This window comes from Promicromonospora sp. CA-289599, assembly GCF_050936155.1.
Classification (GTDB): domain Bacteria; phylum Actinomycetota; class Actinomycetes; order Actinomycetales; family Cellulomonadaceae; genus Promicromonospora.
The window spans coordinates 5,945,923-5,960,838 of record NZ_JBNJNI010000001.1 but is presented as its reverse complement, the minus strand read 5'-3'; the positions used below and the strand labels follow the sequence as shown (position 1 = coordinate 5,960,838).

The 14,916-nt window shown below is 72.9% G+C and carries 10 protein-coding genes; 5 read left to right on the top strand and 5 right to left on the bottom strand.

Annotated features, from left to right (window positions below):
* Positions 1 to 69 precede the first annotated feature (69 nt).
* From ACQEVI_RS26580 to ACQEVI_RS26560, 5 genes are all read right to left on the bottom strand, one after another.
* Positions 70 to 4,758, bottom strand: a complete 4,689-nt coding sequence (locus tag ACQEVI_RS26580) for a S8 family serine peptidase (RefSeq protein ID WP_432905244.1) — start codon at positions 4,756 to 4,758, stop codon at positions 70 to 72.
* A 126-nt stretch (positions 4,759 to 4,884) separates the two neighbouring features.
* Positions 4,885 to 5,907 (bottom strand): helix-turn-helix transcriptional regulator, encoded by a 1,023-nt coding sequence (locus ACQEVI_RS26575; RefSeq protein ID WP_432905241.1) that lies wholly within the window; start codon positions 5,905 to 5,907, stop codon positions 4,885 to 4,887.
* Between the two features lie 49 nt (positions 5,908 to 5,956).
* On the bottom strand, positions 5,957 to 6,850 hold the full coding sequence (locus tag ACQEVI_RS26570; RefSeq protein ID WP_432905238.1) for a carbohydrate ABC transporter permease: 894 nt from the start codon (positions 6,848 to 6,850) through the stop codon (positions 5,957 to 5,959).
* Positions 6,847 to 7,749 (bottom strand): carbohydrate ABC transporter permease, encoded by a 903-nt coding sequence (locus ACQEVI_RS26565; protein ID WP_432905235.1) that lies wholly within the window; start codon positions 7,747 to 7,749, stop codon positions 6,847 to 6,849. Before ACQEVI_RS26565 ends, ACQEVI_RS26570 begins: the two co-directional genes overlap by 4 nt.
* 109 nt (positions 7,750 to 7,858) lie before the next feature.
* Positions 7,859 to 9,145 carry an ABC transporter substrate-binding protein gene (locus tag ACQEVI_RS26560; RefSeq protein ID WP_432905232.1) on the bottom strand — a complete coding sequence of 429 codons (1,287 nt, stop codon included), beginning with the start codon at positions 9,143 to 9,145 and terminating at the stop codon, positions 7,859 to 7,861.
* Between the two features lie 340 nt (positions 9,146 to 9,485).
* On the opposite strand from ACQEVI_RS26560, the gene ACQEVI_RS26555 reads away from it, so the two are divergent.
* From ACQEVI_RS26555 to ACQEVI_RS26535, 5 genes are all read left to right on the top strand, one after another.
* Positions 9,486 to 10,604 (top strand): ROK family transcriptional regulator, encoded by a 1,119-nt coding sequence (locus ACQEVI_RS26555; protein WP_432905229.1) that lies wholly within the window; start codon positions 9,486 to 9,488, stop codon positions 10,602 to 10,604.
* Between the two features lie 98 nt (positions 10,605 to 10,702).
* Positions 10,703 to 11,794 (top strand): substrate-binding domain-containing protein, encoded by a 1,092-nt coding sequence (locus tag ACQEVI_RS26550; protein WP_432905226.1) that lies wholly within the window; start codon positions 10,703 to 10,705, stop codon positions 11,792 to 11,794.
* Positions 11,791 to 12,576, top strand: a complete 786-nt coding sequence (locus ACQEVI_RS26545; RefSeq protein ID WP_432905223.1) for an ATP-binding cassette domain-containing protein — start codon at positions 11,791 to 11,793, stop codon at positions 12,574 to 12,576. The genes ACQEVI_RS26550 and ACQEVI_RS26545 overlap by 4 nt, the downstream gene beginning before the upstream one ends.
* Positions 12,573 to 13,766 (top strand): sugar ABC transporter permease, encoded by a 1,194-nt coding sequence (locus tag ACQEVI_RS26540; protein WP_432905221.1) that lies wholly within the window; start codon positions 12,573 to 12,575, stop codon positions 13,764 to 13,766. Before ACQEVI_RS26545 ends, ACQEVI_RS26540 begins: the two co-directional genes overlap by 4 nt.
* Positions 13,767 to 14,771 carry a LacI family DNA-binding transcriptional regulator gene (locus ACQEVI_RS26535; protein WP_432905218.1) on the top strand — a complete coding sequence of 335 codons (1,005 nt, stop codon included), beginning with the start codon at positions 13,767 to 13,769 and terminating at the stop codon, positions 14,769 to 14,771.
* The last annotated feature ends 145 nt before the right edge of the window (positions 14,772 to 14,916 follow it).

Here is a 14,916-nt window from a genome sequence, read left to right as displayed (position 1 = left end):
AGGCCCGCACCCGCCCGCGCCCGCCCTGCCGAGGTAGAACCCTCCCCAGGGTCCTACCTCGGCAGCGGGTCAGCGGCGGCGCACCTCCAGGTCGGCGCTCGCCTCGGACGCCGCCAGGTCGTCCGTGCCCGCGTACCGCGCCGTCACCGTGTACGCGCCCGGCCGCAGCAGCGGGGGCACGAGCACCTCGGCGCGGCCGTTGCGCAGCCGCACCGTCCGCTCGTACGGGTGACGGTCACCCTCGCGGCCGACCGTCACGGTCACCCGTCCCGACGGCGTCACGTCCTGCGCGGAGACCTCCACCTGCACCCGGAACGGCTCCAGCGGCCGCACCGAGCCGGGCGCCTCGATCCCGGTGCTGGTCGCCGCGGGCAGCAGGTCGTCCGGCACGAGCGCGCTGACCGCCGTGCGGTGCACCCCGCCCTCGGAGGCGCCCGCGTAGACCCACGCGCCGTCCGGGCTCACGGCCAGGGAGCGCACGGACATCGCCGTCAGACCGTTCGACGCCGCGGCCCACGTGGCGCCGCCGTCGGCCGACACGAGCACCCCGGCGCCGTTGGCCGCCAGCCCGTACGGCCGCCACCGCGCGGCCCCCGCGACCAGGAGCTCCGTCCCGGCGGCCGGCCCGTCCGGCACCTCGACGGCCACGAACGAGTCCACCGCGGCGGACGCGTTCGGCACCTCCGCGGTCCGGAACGACTCGCCGCCGTCCGAGCTCACCCGGATGCCCGGCAGCTCGCCGACCACCACGTGGTCCGTGTCGGCGGGGTCGACCCAGACCGACCGGGCCTCGTCCTGCGTCAGCCGGGTGAGCGTCCTGCCCAGGTCGTCCGAGCGGTACAGGCCGGACGACGTCGCCAGCCACAGCCGCTCGTCGTCCACCGGGTCGGCCACCACCTGCTGGATCAGCAGGCCGTGGTCGTAGCTGGTCCACGTCTCGAACCCGTCGCGCGACACCATGAGGCCCGAGTCGACCATCGACGTGTAGCCCACCGCGACGGTCTCCTCGTCGTGCGGGGACACCGCCAGCGCCGTCGGGCTGAAGCCCCCGGTCGGGCCGACCTGCGCGAGGTCGGCGTCGGACTCACCGGCGCTCGCGGTGAGGATGCGGCCGCCGCCGAACGCGTTGGTGCCGACCGCCCAGACGTCGCGGTCGCCGAGCGGGGACTGGGTCACGTGCGTGAGCTGACGCCCGACGATGCCCTCGGCGCCGATCGAGCCCCAGTCCTGCGCGCCCGGGTCCAGCTCGGCCAGCGGCTGCTGGTGCAGGCCCTCGAAGTCGACCGCCCGGAGCACGGGCTCGCCGTCGCCGTCGAACCCGGCGTGCACGCCGGAGATGTCGCTGCCGGACACCCCCGCCTTGGTCCACTCCTCGCCGTCGTCGGTCGTGTAGTACCCGGCGCCCTCCATCGCCATGATCACCTGGCCGGCGGGAGCCCCGGGCCAGTGGTCGACGTCGGAGGCGAGCGGGCCGTGGACGGGCAGCGGGTGGGTCTGCCACGTCGCGCCCTTGTCGGAGCTCGTGCTGTAGGACGACAGGCCCGACGCGTACACGGTGCCGTCGGTCAGCGTGGTCACGGTGACGTACGACTGACCGGAATCGGCGCCCTCCGTCCAGGTGGTCCCGGAGTCGGTCGAGGTCAGCGAGACGCCGTCGCCGCGGACCAGCACCGCGGTGGAACCCTCGGCCACCACGCCCTGGGGCCGGTCGACGTAGTCGGTGGTGACGTAGGGCTGCGTGACCTCGCTGCCGCCGGCGAGGACGTCGGCGATCCGGTAGACGCCCTCGTAGGTGGCGATCAGCAGGTCGTCGCCCGCGAAGGCCGCGTTGTAGACCAGGCTGCCCCAGGTGGCGGCGACGTGGCGCCAGCGCTGCCCGCCGTCCTGGCTGAGGTAGAGGCCCTCGTCCGTGACCGCGGCGAGCGCGTCGCCGTCGGCGACGAGCTCACGGATCGCGACGTCCGGGAACGGCAGGACCGTCCAGGTGGCCCCGGCGTCCGGCGTGTGCACTACGCGGCCCTGATAGCTCGGGTCGAGGACGACCCTGCCGGACGCCCCGTTGAGTGCGACGTAGAACCCGCCGGGCTTCGCCGTGTCGGCCACGGGGATGCCCCAGCCGTCGGCGACGGGCATGCTGCGCACCCGCTGCCACGTGGCGCCGTGGTCGGTGGTGACGAACGGGTGCACGCCGGTCGACGTCATCGCCAGGCCCGTGCCCGGCGACGTCGGTGACGTGGCCAGCTCACGGGCCGCGCCCGAGAGGCCCACCTGCTCCCACCCGCCCGGCTGGTCGGCGCCCTCGGACTGCACGCCTCCCGAACCGGTCAGGGTGCGGCCGGCGACCGTCGCCCGGGCGTCGAGCCGGTAGGTGCCCGGCTCGTCGAGCGGCACCGTGCCGCGGAACCAGCCGGGGCTGGAGCCGACGGCGGTCAGCGCCGCGGCGTACACGTCGCCCGACGGCGCGGTGGCCCGCACGGTCGGCGGCGCCTCGGGCGTCATCGGCGCGTGGACGAACACCTCGGTGCTCCCGGTAGCCAGCGACGGCGAGGCCTGGACCTGCAGCGGGCGCACGTACGCCGCGTACGGCACGCGGACGGTGCTGCCGTCCGTGACCTTGCCGACGACGACGCCGGAGGTCTCCGTGTCGACGCTGCCGGCCTCCGGGGACGCGGTGTCCGGCGTGACGGTGAGGTCGACCGAGGCACTGCGGCCGGCCGGGATCCTGACCTGGCGCGCCGAGAGCTCGGCCCGGCCGGTGCTCGTCGCGGCGGGCTTCGCCGCCAGCTTGACGGTCACCGGCTTCGTGCCGGAGTTGCGCAGCACGAGGGTGCTCGTACGCGCCGGGTCGGCACCCATGTCGGCCAGCCCCAGCGAGACGGCGTCGGGGGAGGCCGTGACCCGCTGGTCGACGGCGGCGGCCACGTCCAGCGTGCCGGCGCCCTGGGCCGACGGCGACACGTCGGCGTCGTCGGACCGGAGCCCCCGCGCGCTGCCGACGAGGGACGCACGCAGCTGCTCCCCGGACTGCTCAGGACGCGCCTGCGCCAGGAGCGCGGCGGCCCCCGCGACGTGCGGCGCGGCCATCGAGGTGCCGGACATCCGGTACTGGTCGCCGTCCACGCCGAACTCGGCGGGGATGTCGGACATGATCTCGAAGCCCGGCGCCACGATCTCGGGCTTGAGTGTCATCGCGTCGCTCGGGCCGCGCGAGCTGAAGCCCGTGATCGTGTCGGTCCGGTCGACGGAGCCGATCGTGCCGCGTGCCGTGCCGGCCAGCACCTCCTTCTTGAACGTCTGGTACTGGGCCGAGCTGATGTTCATCATGACCAGGCGCTCGCGGCGCAGGTCGAAGCCGCCTTCCGCCAGGATGTCGGCCGAGCCCTGGGGACCGGCACCGTCGTCGCCCGCCGGGTCGGTCGGGCTCGGCGTGTACAGCAGCGCGCCCACGGCGCCGTGCTGCTCGGCGAGCTGCGCCTGGAGCAGGTGCGGTCCCTGGACCTGGCCCAGCGAGGTCGTGGTCATGCTCTGCATGACGACTATCGCGCCGCGCACGTCGCCCGCCTGCTCGTAGTCCTCCTCCTCGAAGCCGTCGCCGACGTCGACCAGCCGGGCCTTGAGGCCCCCGGCGGGCGGGTTCGCCGACAGCGGGAACCGGGTCACGTCCAGGGGCCGGCGCTCGCCGCCCCGCCGGGCCGGGTCGAGCGTGAGGGTCGGGTCGGCGACGCCGGTCACGCTCGCGCCGACGGCGATGACGCCCTCGGCGGCGGCCGGCGAGCTGACGCTCTGGCCGTAGGGCCCGGAGTTGCCCGCCGCGGCCACGACCACGACACCCTGCCGGACGGCCGCGGTGGACGCCCGGCCCAGCGGGTCGGTGCCGTCACCGGGCGTGCCGAGGCTCATGTTCACGACGTCGGCCGGAGCCTCGCCCAGCGGGTCGATCGCGGCGTCCAGGGCGAGCAGCAGGTTCTCGGTGGTGCCGCCGCCGTTCGCGTCCATGGCCTTCCACGCGGTGAGCGTGACGTCGGGCGCCATACCGGAGAGGTTGTCCCCGCCGGCGCCGACGATGCCGGCCACGTGGGTGCCGTGCATGTGGTCGTCCATCGGGTCGGCGTCGTCGTTGACGAAGTCGTACCCGCCCACCACCCGGTGGCCCGGGCCGAACCCGGCCCCGAGGTCGGGCAGCGTGTAGTCGATGCCCGTGTCGATGATCGCCACGGTACGGCCCTCACCCTTGACGGGGGTGCCGTCGGCGTCGCTGCGCTCCCAGACCTGCGGCGCGCCCGTGGCGGGGATGTTGGCCTCGCCGAGGAGGCGGACGGGCGCGTCCTCGGTGACACGGGCGACGCCGGGGGCGGCCCGCAGCTCGGACAGGTCCGCGGGGTCGACCGTGGCGGCCATCGCGTCGAGCACCCCGGTGACCGACCGCGGGTCGTCGAGCACGACGTCGTTACGGACGGCCCACGACGTGACGCCGCCCTGGGCGTCCTCGACTCTCTCGACGGCGGCCCGGTACTCGGCGGCGAAGGCGCTGCGCGCCCTGGCCGAGCCCGTGCCGGTACGCGCGGCGGCGACCTTCTCGGCACCGACCACCTCGGCGGCGCTCGGCGCGTCGAGCTCGATGATCACCCGGACCGGGTCGCTCTGGGGGATGGGCTTCGGGGCGGCGACGGCGGCACCCGGCGGCAGGATCACGCAGGCAGCGACGAGGGTACCCGTGACGAGAGCACCCCAGCGGCGGCCGGAGGACGGAGGTTGCATAGGGGTTGTCTAGCCGCCGTCGTACCGGCTCGGCAATGGCGGTAATGGCCGGCTCCGGCCACTGGCCGCTACCGGCCACAAGTGTTTACACGGCTGTCACGCGGAGAGGGCGATCCGGGGTCGGGATCAGATCCAGCCGCGGCGGACCGCCTGCGCCCCGGCCTGGAAGCGGTTGGCCGCGCCGAGGCGGCGCAGCAGGTCCGCGCTGCGCCGGCGCAGCGTCCGTTCGGACAGCCCGAGCTCGCGCGCGATCGTCTCGTCCTTCGCGCCCGAGCCGAGCAGGGCGAGCAGCGCCCGGTCGTCCTTGCCCGGGCCGCGGTCCGGGGGAGTGGCGCCCTCCAGGCTGTCGGTCGCCGGGACCTCTGTCGAGTCCGCCCACACGGCCTCGAAGGCGGCGCAGAGCAGGTCGACGAGGGGCCCGCCCTCGACGACGATCGCCGTCGGCCGGTGCGCGTCGAGGGTGGAGCTGACGAGCGCCGTCCGCCGGTCGGCGATGGCGAGCTTGGTCGGCAGGGTCCGCGCGATGCGGGCCCGCTCGCCCTTGCTCGCGGCGTAGCGCATCTCGGCCCAGGCGCCCGGCCGTTCGAGCACCTCTGCCGCGTACACCGCGCGCCACAGCACGCCGCGCTCCAGGACGAGCGGTTCGACGGGGTTCTCGCCCGCCAGCACGTAGGGCGGCCGGTCGAACGCCATGAACTCGCCGGTCACCTCGTGCTCCAGGCGGGTGTACCAGGCGCCGATCAGCGCGGGGTCGTCGATCACGTGCACACCGGCGCCGGACGCGCCGGCGTCGGCCGTCTGCTCGAACAGGTCGGCCAGGTCGGGGATCGCCGCCCGGACGCGGTCGAGGTGAGTCGCCGTGCGCTCCGTCAGGGCGCGCAGGGCGATCCGTGGGTCGACGGCGGTGTACTCGCCCTCGCCGCCGCTCGTGCGGTTGATGAGCCCTGCGGTCCGCAGCCGGGCCAGCATGCCGGCGGCGTCGGTCCCCTCCAGGGGGACGTCGCGGACGACGTCGTCCACCCGCACCGTGCCCTGGGCGAGCACGTAGCGGTAGACGAGCCGGGTGTCGTCGTCGATGCCGACGGCATCGAACCCGGCGCTCGGATCGGCGCTGCTGGCATCGACGCCGCTGCCGGCTTCCGCTGTCATGGATCCCAGGGTAGGACGCCGCGGCCGCCGACCCGGCCCGCCCTGGACCTCAGCCCTTGACCGAACCCGACATCAGGCCGCCCACGAAGTACTTGCCCAGCACGATGTAGACCAGCAGCGTGGGCAGCGACGCGAGCAGCGCGCCCGCCATCGATACGCCGTAGTTCTGCAGCAGCGCACCGTTGGCCAGGTTGTTCAGCGCGACCGTGACCGGACCGTTCTGGGACGACGAGAAGAACACCGCGAACAGGAAGTCGTTCCACGCCGAGGTGAACTGCCAGATGAGCACCACGACGAAGCTCGGGATCGAGATCGGCAGGACTATCGACCAGTACGTGCGCAGCATGCCCGCGCCGTCGACCCGTCCGGCCTCGATGAGCTCGTGCGGCACCGTCATGTAGTAGTTGCGGAAGATCAGCGTGGTGATCGGGATGCCGTAGACGACGTGCAGCATGATCAGCGTCGGCACGCCCGTGGGTACGCCGATGTCCAGGACCAGCTGGTTCAGCGGGATCATCACCGCCTGGTAGGGGATGAACATCCCGAACAGGATCAGCGTGAAGACGAGGTCCGCGCCGCGGAAGCTCCACCGGGCCAGCACGAACCCGTTGAGCGACCCGAGGAACGCCGAGATGATCGAGCTCGGCACCACTATCGCGAGGGAACGCATGATCGCGGGGGACAGCGCGGTCCACGCGGTGGCCCAGTTGTCGAGCGTCCAGAGCTGGGGCAGCGCCCAGGCGCGGCTCGGGTCGGCGTCGCCGGTGCCCTTGAAGCTGGTCACCAGCAGCACGTACACCGGGATGAGGACCACTACCAGGAAGAAGATGAGCCCCGCGTACTTGAGGGTGCGGGCCAGGGAGTAGCGGCTCCTGCTGACGCGCGGCGGGCGCCTGGTGGGCGCCGGGCGCGGGCTGGCGAGCACGTTGGTCGCGGCGGTCATCGCTTCTCCTCGCGGTTCGTGCGGATCAGGTACGGCACGATGACGAGCGCGACGATGATCAGCAGGATCGAGCCGACGGCGGCGGCGTTCGCGTAGTCGAAGCTCGACTTGAACACGAACATGTCGACGGCGGGAACCTTGGTCTGGTAGTTGGCCGGCTTGGAGATCGACATGATGAGGTCGAACGCCTTGAGCGACATGTGGCCGATGATGATCAGCGCGGACAGCGCGACCGGTGACAGCTGCGGGAACAGGACGTACCGGTAGAGCTTCCACTCGCTCGCGCCGTCGATCCGCGCGGCCTCGCGCAGTTCCTCGGGGATGCCGCGGAACCCGGCGAGGAACAGCGCCATCACGTAGCCGGACAGCTGCCAGATCGCGGGGATGGCGATGGCGATGATGCCGAACGTGACGTTGTTCCACCAGTTGTTCTGCAGCGCGTCGAGACCGACGATCTGGAACAGGCGGTTCAGGCCCGAGGCCTTGTCGTCCTGGTTGGAGTTGAGCAGCCAGCGCCACACCACACCCGAGGCGACGAACGAGACCGCCATCGGGAAGAGGTACACCGAGCGGAAGAGCCCCTCGCCCTTGACGGGCTTCTCGAGCATCCACGCCCACAGGAAGCCCATGACCATGGTCCCGGCCAGGAACACGACCGTGTACAGCACGAGGTTCATCAGCGAGTGCTGGAAGTCCTCGCTGGCCAGCAGGTCGAGGTAGTTCGTGAACCACACGAAGGCGGTGGGCTCCTGCCCGGTGGCCTGCGCCGCGGTGTGGTTGTCCGTCAGCGACGTCGTGAAGTTCGCCGCGATCAGCCCGTAGACGAAGACGCCGATGAGGATCAGGGACGGGGCGAGCAGGAGGAGTGGAGGCCCGAGTCGCCGCAGCTTGTTGATCATGTAGGTACCCCAGATGGATGGGCGAGATGGTGGCCGGGACAGCGGCCGAGATGGTGGGCGCAGCCGCGCGCCGTCGGGACGTCCCGACGGCGCGCGGCCCACGGCGGTGTCAGCCCTGTGCGGCGGCTGCCAGCTCGGACTGGAACCCGGCCAGGTCGGACGCACCGGTGGTGAACTTGCTCGTCGAGTCGGAGATCGCGTTGAGCGTCGCGACCGGGGTCGCTGCTCCGTGCATCAGCGAGGACACGATCGTGTCGTTCGCGAACGACTCGATGGCGGTCTGCTGGTACTCCGAGAAGTCCGCGGGGTCGGCGTCGGTGCGGGCGGGGATGGAGCCCTTCGCCTTGTTGAACGCGACCTGGCCCTCGAGCGAGCCCACCGTCTCCAGCCACGCCTTCGCGCCCTCGGGGTCGGGGGCGCCGACCGGCAGCGTGAAGGAGTCGGCGAGGAAGTCGAACGTCCCGTCGGTACCCGGAACCGGGGCCGCCGTGAAGTCCGTGCCCAGTGCCTTGTCCTGCTCCTCGAACGCCGCGACCGCCCAGTCACCCATGACGTTGAACGCCGCGCTGCCGTCGATCACCAGCTGGGTGGCCTCCGGCCAGTCGAGCCCGTCGCGGTCGTCGTTGGTGAAGCCCATGAGCGTCTCGAAGTTCTCGAGCGCCGCGGTGACCTCGGCTCCCTCCCAGTCGGTGCTGCCGTCCCACAGCCCGCTGTACGCGTCGGCGCCCAGGCTGGCGAGCAGCACCGTCTCGAGCAGGTGCACCTGGGTCCAGGTGGTGCCCACCGAGAGCGCCGTGACGCCTGCGGCGTCAAGCGTCTCGAGGTCGGCGATCCACGCGTCGAGGTCCTCGTACTCGGCAGCGGGGTCGATCCCGTTCTCCTCGAGCACCGTCGGGTTGGCCCAGACGACGTTCGCGCGGTGGATGTTCGACGGGATCGAGTAGATCGCGCCGTCGTCCGACGAGAGCCGGTCGACCAGGTCGGCCGGGAACGCGTCCGTCAGCCCGAACTCGTCGTAGAGGTCGGAGACGTCCTCGATCTGCGCGGCGTCGATGTAGTCCTGCAGCTCCAGGCCGGCGTGGGCCTGGAACGTGTCCGGCGGGTCCGCCGCCTGCAGGCGGGTCTGGAGCAGGTCCTTCGCGGCGGAGCCCGCACCACCGGCGACGGCGCCGTTGACGAACTCGATGTCGGGGTGCTGCTTCTCGAACTCGCCGACCAGGGCGTCGAGGCCTGCCTTCTCGGAGCCGGCCGCCCACCAGGTGAACACCTCGACCTGGCTGCCGCCGCCCTCCCCACCGTTGTCGCCACCCGTGTTCCCGCCGCCGCACGCGGCCAGCGTGAGACCGAGAACAGCGGCTGTCGCCACCGTCGCGGTAATCCTCCGGTTCGAACGCATCTGGGGTCCCTCAACCTTCCTCGGTCGCTGGAGCACCGACCCGGACGACGTCGTGGTGTGCGCCGAAGGGTGAAGTCACTTCGCGCCCAGGACCACATCGTTCCTGCGACCGGCCGGGCGCGCCTGTACGCCCGTGAACCCGGGTCCTATTCGAACGACCGGGCCGCGTTGGTGTCAAGAATTGAACGCAAGCGAGGCCTGATCGTGACCTGAAGGTTCAGTTCGTGTATCCAAACCCCGCATAGTGCCCCGGAAGGCGGTTACCCTGGGCGCTGTGCGCGCGGATCGGGTAACACCGGGTTCGCAGACCTCACTCCGTGAGGCCAACCGAGCCCGTATCGTGAGCGCCGTCCAGCAGCGTGGCTCGCTCACGCAGATCGAGCTGGCCGGCGTCACAGGGCTGTCCCCAGCCACTATCTCCAACATCGTCAAGGAGCTCACCACCGCCGGTGTGCTCCACACCGCGCAGTCCACGCGCAACGGCCGGCGCGCGCTCCAGGTGACCCTCGCCCGCAACCTCGGTGTGGTCGCCGGCATCCGGTTCGGGATGCGCTCGCTCAGCGTCGCGCTCTCCGACGCGTCCATGCGGGTCCTGGCCGAGCAGCGCATGCCGCTCGCCCCCGACCACCGCGCCGACGCCGGCCTGCAGCGCGTCGCGATGCTGGTCAGGGAGATGATGGAGGCGGTCGACGCCGACCCGTCCGAGCTCCTCGCGGTCGGCGTCGGGGTGCCCGCGCCCGTCGACATCCGCACCGGCCAGGTGGTGACCGTCGGCATGATGCGCGGCTGGGACGGCGTGCACGTCGATGAGATCCTGGGCGCAGAGCTCGACGTCCCCGTGACCGCCGACAACGACTCGACGCTCGCCGCGATCGCGGAGGCCAGGTTCGGCGCCGGAGCGGGGTACGACTCGGTCGCCTACGTCCGGGTCTCGCACGGCGTGGGCGGTGGGCTGGTGCTCGGCGGCCGGGCCCTGCACGGCAGGTCCGGGGTGGCCGGCGAGATCGGTCATGTGTCCGTCGACGAGCACGGTCCCGTCTGCCGCTGCGGCAACCGCGGCTGCCTCGAGATGCTGGTGGGTGCCACCAGCCTGCTGTCGATGCTGCCCCCCGAGGCGGGGCACCTCACCCTCGCGGACCTCGTGGCCCGCGCGCTCGCCGGCGACGCCGGCTGCCGCCGCGTCGTGTTCGACGCCGGCCGGCACCTCGGCATCGCGCTGGCCAACCTGTGCAACCTCGTCGACCCCGACATCGTGGTGATCGGCGGCACCCTCGCCGAGGCCGGGGACGTGCTCCTCGAACCCCTGCGCACCGCGCTCGGCCAGCGCATCGTCGCGACGTCCCGCGGCCCGGTCGAGGTCATCCCTTCGACCCTGGGCGCGGACGCCGGTGTCCGCGGTGCCCTGGCGGCAGCCCTGGACCAGGCCCGCATGTTCGGCTCCCTAGGAGTGGCCCAGTGACCGCCCGTCCCTCCCGCCCGTTGAGTGCGGGGTATTTGCCCCGTCGAACCGTTTCGAGAGGGCGGATATCACGCACTCAACGGGCGGTGGGGTGGGTGGTGGCGGTCGGGGTTCTGGTTGGGGGGTGTACCACCAGCGGGGTCGGGGGGTCGGCCGGGAGTGAGGGGGGCGCGCACGAGGGGACCATCGGGCTGCTGCTGCCCGAGGCGCAGACCGCGCGGTACGAGGCCTCCGACCGGCCCACCTTCGTGTCCGTCGTCGACCGCCGCTGCCCCGGCTGCACCGTCCTGTACGCCAACGCGGGGCAGGACGCCGCGGCCCAGCTCCAGCAGGCGGAGTCGATGCTCGCGCAGGGCGCCGACGTGCTGGTGCTCGACGCCGTGGACACCGTCGCCGCCGTCGGCATAGTGGTGCAGGCCAAGAGGCTCGGAGCGCAGGTCATCGCCTACGATCGGTTCGTGGACGGCGCGGACTACTACGTGTCGTACGACTACGAGTTCATCGGCTTCCTGCTGGGCTCGGCCCTGGTCGGTGCGGTCAAGGAGCGAGTCGGCGAGCGAGCAGAGGCACGGGCCGACGACGGCTCCGACGACGGACGGCCAGGGGTACTGCTGGTGCACGGCTCGGCGACCGAGCCCAACGCGCTCGCGATCGCGGCCGGCACCCGCCGCGCCCTCGAAGGAGAGGACATCGACGTGCTCGCCGAGCACTACACGCCCGACTGGAGCCCCGACAAGGCCACCGAGTGGACCGAGGCGATGCTGACCAGGTACCCGGGCCAGGTCGACGGCATCCTCGCCGCCAACGACGGCATGGCGGGCGGCGCGATCGCCGCTGCGAAGGCCGCTGGGCTCGACCCCGTGCCCGTCACCACCGGGCAGGACGGCGAGCTTGCCGCCGTCCAGCGGATCATCGCGGGGGACCAGTACATGACCGTCTACAAGGCGACCGACCAGCAGGCCCAGACGGCCGCCGAGCTCGCCGTACGCGTGCTGCGCGGCGAGGACCCCCGTGCGAGCGTGGTCATCAAGGGTGTGCCGACCATGCTGCTGGCACCCCGCGCGGTCGCCGCCGCCGACGTCCAGCACGTGATCGTCGACGGGCGGGTCTACTCCACCGAGCAGATCTGCGTGCCCGCGTACGAGGCCGCGTGCGAGCGTGCGGGCCTGATCGGGCAGGAGGAGTCATGAGCGACCCGGTGCTCTCCCTGCGGGGCGTGTCCAAGCGGTTCGGCGGCGTCCGCGCGCTGGTCGACGTCGACGCCGACGTGCACGAGCACGAGGTGCTGGCCGTCGTCGGCGACAACGGCGCGGGCAAGTCCACGCTCGCGGGCGTCCTCGCGGGCGCCCACCGGCCGGACGCCGGCCAGGTGCTGCTCGACGGGCGCCCCGTGGTGCTGGGCTCGCCCGCCGCCGCGCGCGCCGTCGGCATCGCCGCGGTGTTCCAGGAGCTCGCGCTCGTCGACGATCTCGACGTCGTCGAGAACCTGTTCCTCGGGCACGAGACCCGGCGCGGGCCCCTGCTCGACGAGGTGGCCATGGAACGCGAGGCCTGGCGCCTGCTCGACCAGCTCGCCGCGAGCGTGCCCACCCTGCGCGAACCGGTGCGCACGCTGTCCGGCGGCCAGCGCCAGGTCCTCGCGGTGGCCAGGGCGCTGCTCGGCTCGCCGCGTGTCGTCGTCCTCGACGAGCCGACGGCGTCCCTCGGTGTGCGCCAGACCGCCGAGGTGCTCAACCTGATCGTCCGGCTGCGGGAGCGCGGCCACGCCGTCGTCCTGGTCAGCCACCAGGCCGGCGACCTGCAGGCGGTCGCGGACCGGATCCTCGTGCTGCGGCTCGGCCGGGTGCACGACGTGTTCGACGGCGACGCGTCCTACGAGGACCTGCTCGCCGCCATGACGGGCGCCGTCCGGCCCGGCACCAAGCAGATCGGCACCAAGCAGACCGGACCGGACCGGGCGGCACGCCGATGAGCGCACAACCGAGCGTCACCGGCGCGGGCCTGTCCGGCGCCGTCTGGCAGCGCATGCGGGGCAGCAACAGCCTGCTGCCGATAGTCGCCGCGCTCGCCGGCATCTGGCTGATCCTCGGCGCCGTCAACCCCGCGTTCCTCGCACCCGAGAACCTCGTCAACCTCACGCTGCAGAGCGCCCCCGTCGGCGTCATCGCGCTCGGCGTCGTGCTGGTGCTCCTCGTGGGCCAGATCGACCTGTCGGTCGGGTCGCTCAGCGGGCTCGCGGCGGCGGTCGTCGCCGTCGGCTCCGTGACGCTGGGCTGGCCGGTGGCGGTCGCGATCCTCGCCGCCCTGGCCTGCGGGGTGGTGGTCGGGCTGGGCTACGGCGCGCTCTCGACGCGGCTCGGGCTGCCCAGCTTCGTGTTCACCCTGGCCGGGCTGCTGTTCCTCGCCGGGGTGCAGCTGCGGGTGCTCGGCCCGCTCGGCTCGATCAACCTGCCGTTCGAGTCGTGGTTCGTCCGCTCGGTGCAGCAGGGGTTCCTGCCCTCGGGCGTCGCCTGGGCGCTGGTCGCCGTGACGGTGGTCGTCTCCGCGGCCCTGCAGGTCGCCGCCCGGGTCCGACGGCGGCGCGCGGACCTCGCCTGCGCGAGCGTGCCGCAGATCGCCGTCCGCACCCTCGTCCTGGCCGCGGTGCTGTCCGCGATAGTGGCGTACCTGTACGCGGGCACCGCACGCGGCATCGGCTGGTCGGTCCTCCTGTTCGCGCTGCTGGTGGTGGTCACAGACGTGCTGCTGCGCCGCACGCGGTGGGGCCGGTCCGTGCGCGCGGTGGGCGGCGACCGGCGGGCGGCGATGCTCGCGGGCGTGCCCGTGCGGCGCACCGTCGTGCTGTGCTTCGTGGCCTGCTCGACCCTCGCCGCGCTCGGTGGCGTGCTCGCGGCAGGCCGCCTCGGCGCCGCCAACCAGGGCACCGGAGGGGCCGACACCTACCTCGTGGCGATCGCCGCGGCGGTGATCGGCGGGACCAGCCTGTTCGGCGGGCGGGGCAGCGCGTGGTCCGCGGTGCTCGGGGTGCTCGTCATCCAGTCCATCGCGAACGGGCTCACCCTGATGAACGTCGACCAGGCGGCCCGCTACATGGTGACCGGCGCCGTGCTGCTGCTGGCGATCATCATCGACATGCTGCTGCGCAAGCGCCGGGAGGCCTGAATGATTCGTCGTCCGACACTGGCAGTGGTGGCCGAGGCCGCAGGGGTGAGCCTGAAGACGGCGTCCCGGGTGCTCAATCGCGAGCCCAACGTGGCCGATGCCACTCGTGAGCGGGTGCTGGACGCCGCAACCTCGCTGGGCTTCCGGCGCAACGCGGTCGCCGCCGACCTCGCACGCGGCGGCTTCTCGCGCCTGGTCGGCTTCATCACCGGCGACCTCGCCAACCAGTTCTACTCCGCCCTCGCCAGCGGCATCGAGCGGGAGCTGCGGGAGCACGGGCTGCAGCTGCTCACCGCGTCGTCCGACGAGGACCCCGCGCGGGAGGGGTCGCTGACCGGCGAGCTGCTCGAGCGGCGCGTCGGCGCGCTGATCGTGACGCCCGCCGGCGCCGACCACTCGGCGCTGCAGGCCGAGATCGCCGCCGGGCTGACCGTGGTGGCGGTGGACCGCCCGGCGGCCGGGATGGACGTCGACACCGTGGTCATCGACAACCGCGGCGGCACGCGGGCCGCCGTCGACCACCTGCTCGCCCAGGGGCACCGCCGCATCGCCTTCGTGGGCGACGAGCCGCACCTGTGGACCTATCAGGAGCGCAGCACCGAGTTCCTCGCGACCATGCGCGACGCCGGGGTGCCCGACGCCGAGCGCCTGCACCGCTCGGGCGCCCACTCCGTCGCGGCCGCCCACGACCTGGTGGTGGAGCTGTTCGCGGACCCGGAGCCGCCCACCGCGGTGCTCGCCGCGAACAACCGCGTGACCGTCGGGACGCTCCAGGCGCTGCGGGAAGCGCCGGGCGGCTCCGATGTGGCGGTCGTCGGCTTCGACGACTTCGAGCTCGCCGACCTGCTGGGCATCACCGTCGTGGCCTACGACGCCGTGGAGATGGGGCGGCGTGCGGCCGAGCTCGCCGTCGCGCGGTCGGCGGACCCGGCGCGGCCCGTGGAGCTCGTGGTGCTACCGACCCGGGTGGTCGCCCGGGGGAGCGGGGAGCGTCCGCCCCGCTGACGGTCTCGTCGTCCCTGGGCCCTCCCGAGCCCGTCTCAGAGGCACATAAGGGGTGATACGTACTTTCCACACGGCGCCGTCCCACCTGTTCTGGTGGTGACGTGGCGTCAATACGCTCCCAGGCACCCGGTTCCCCAGGCCTGAT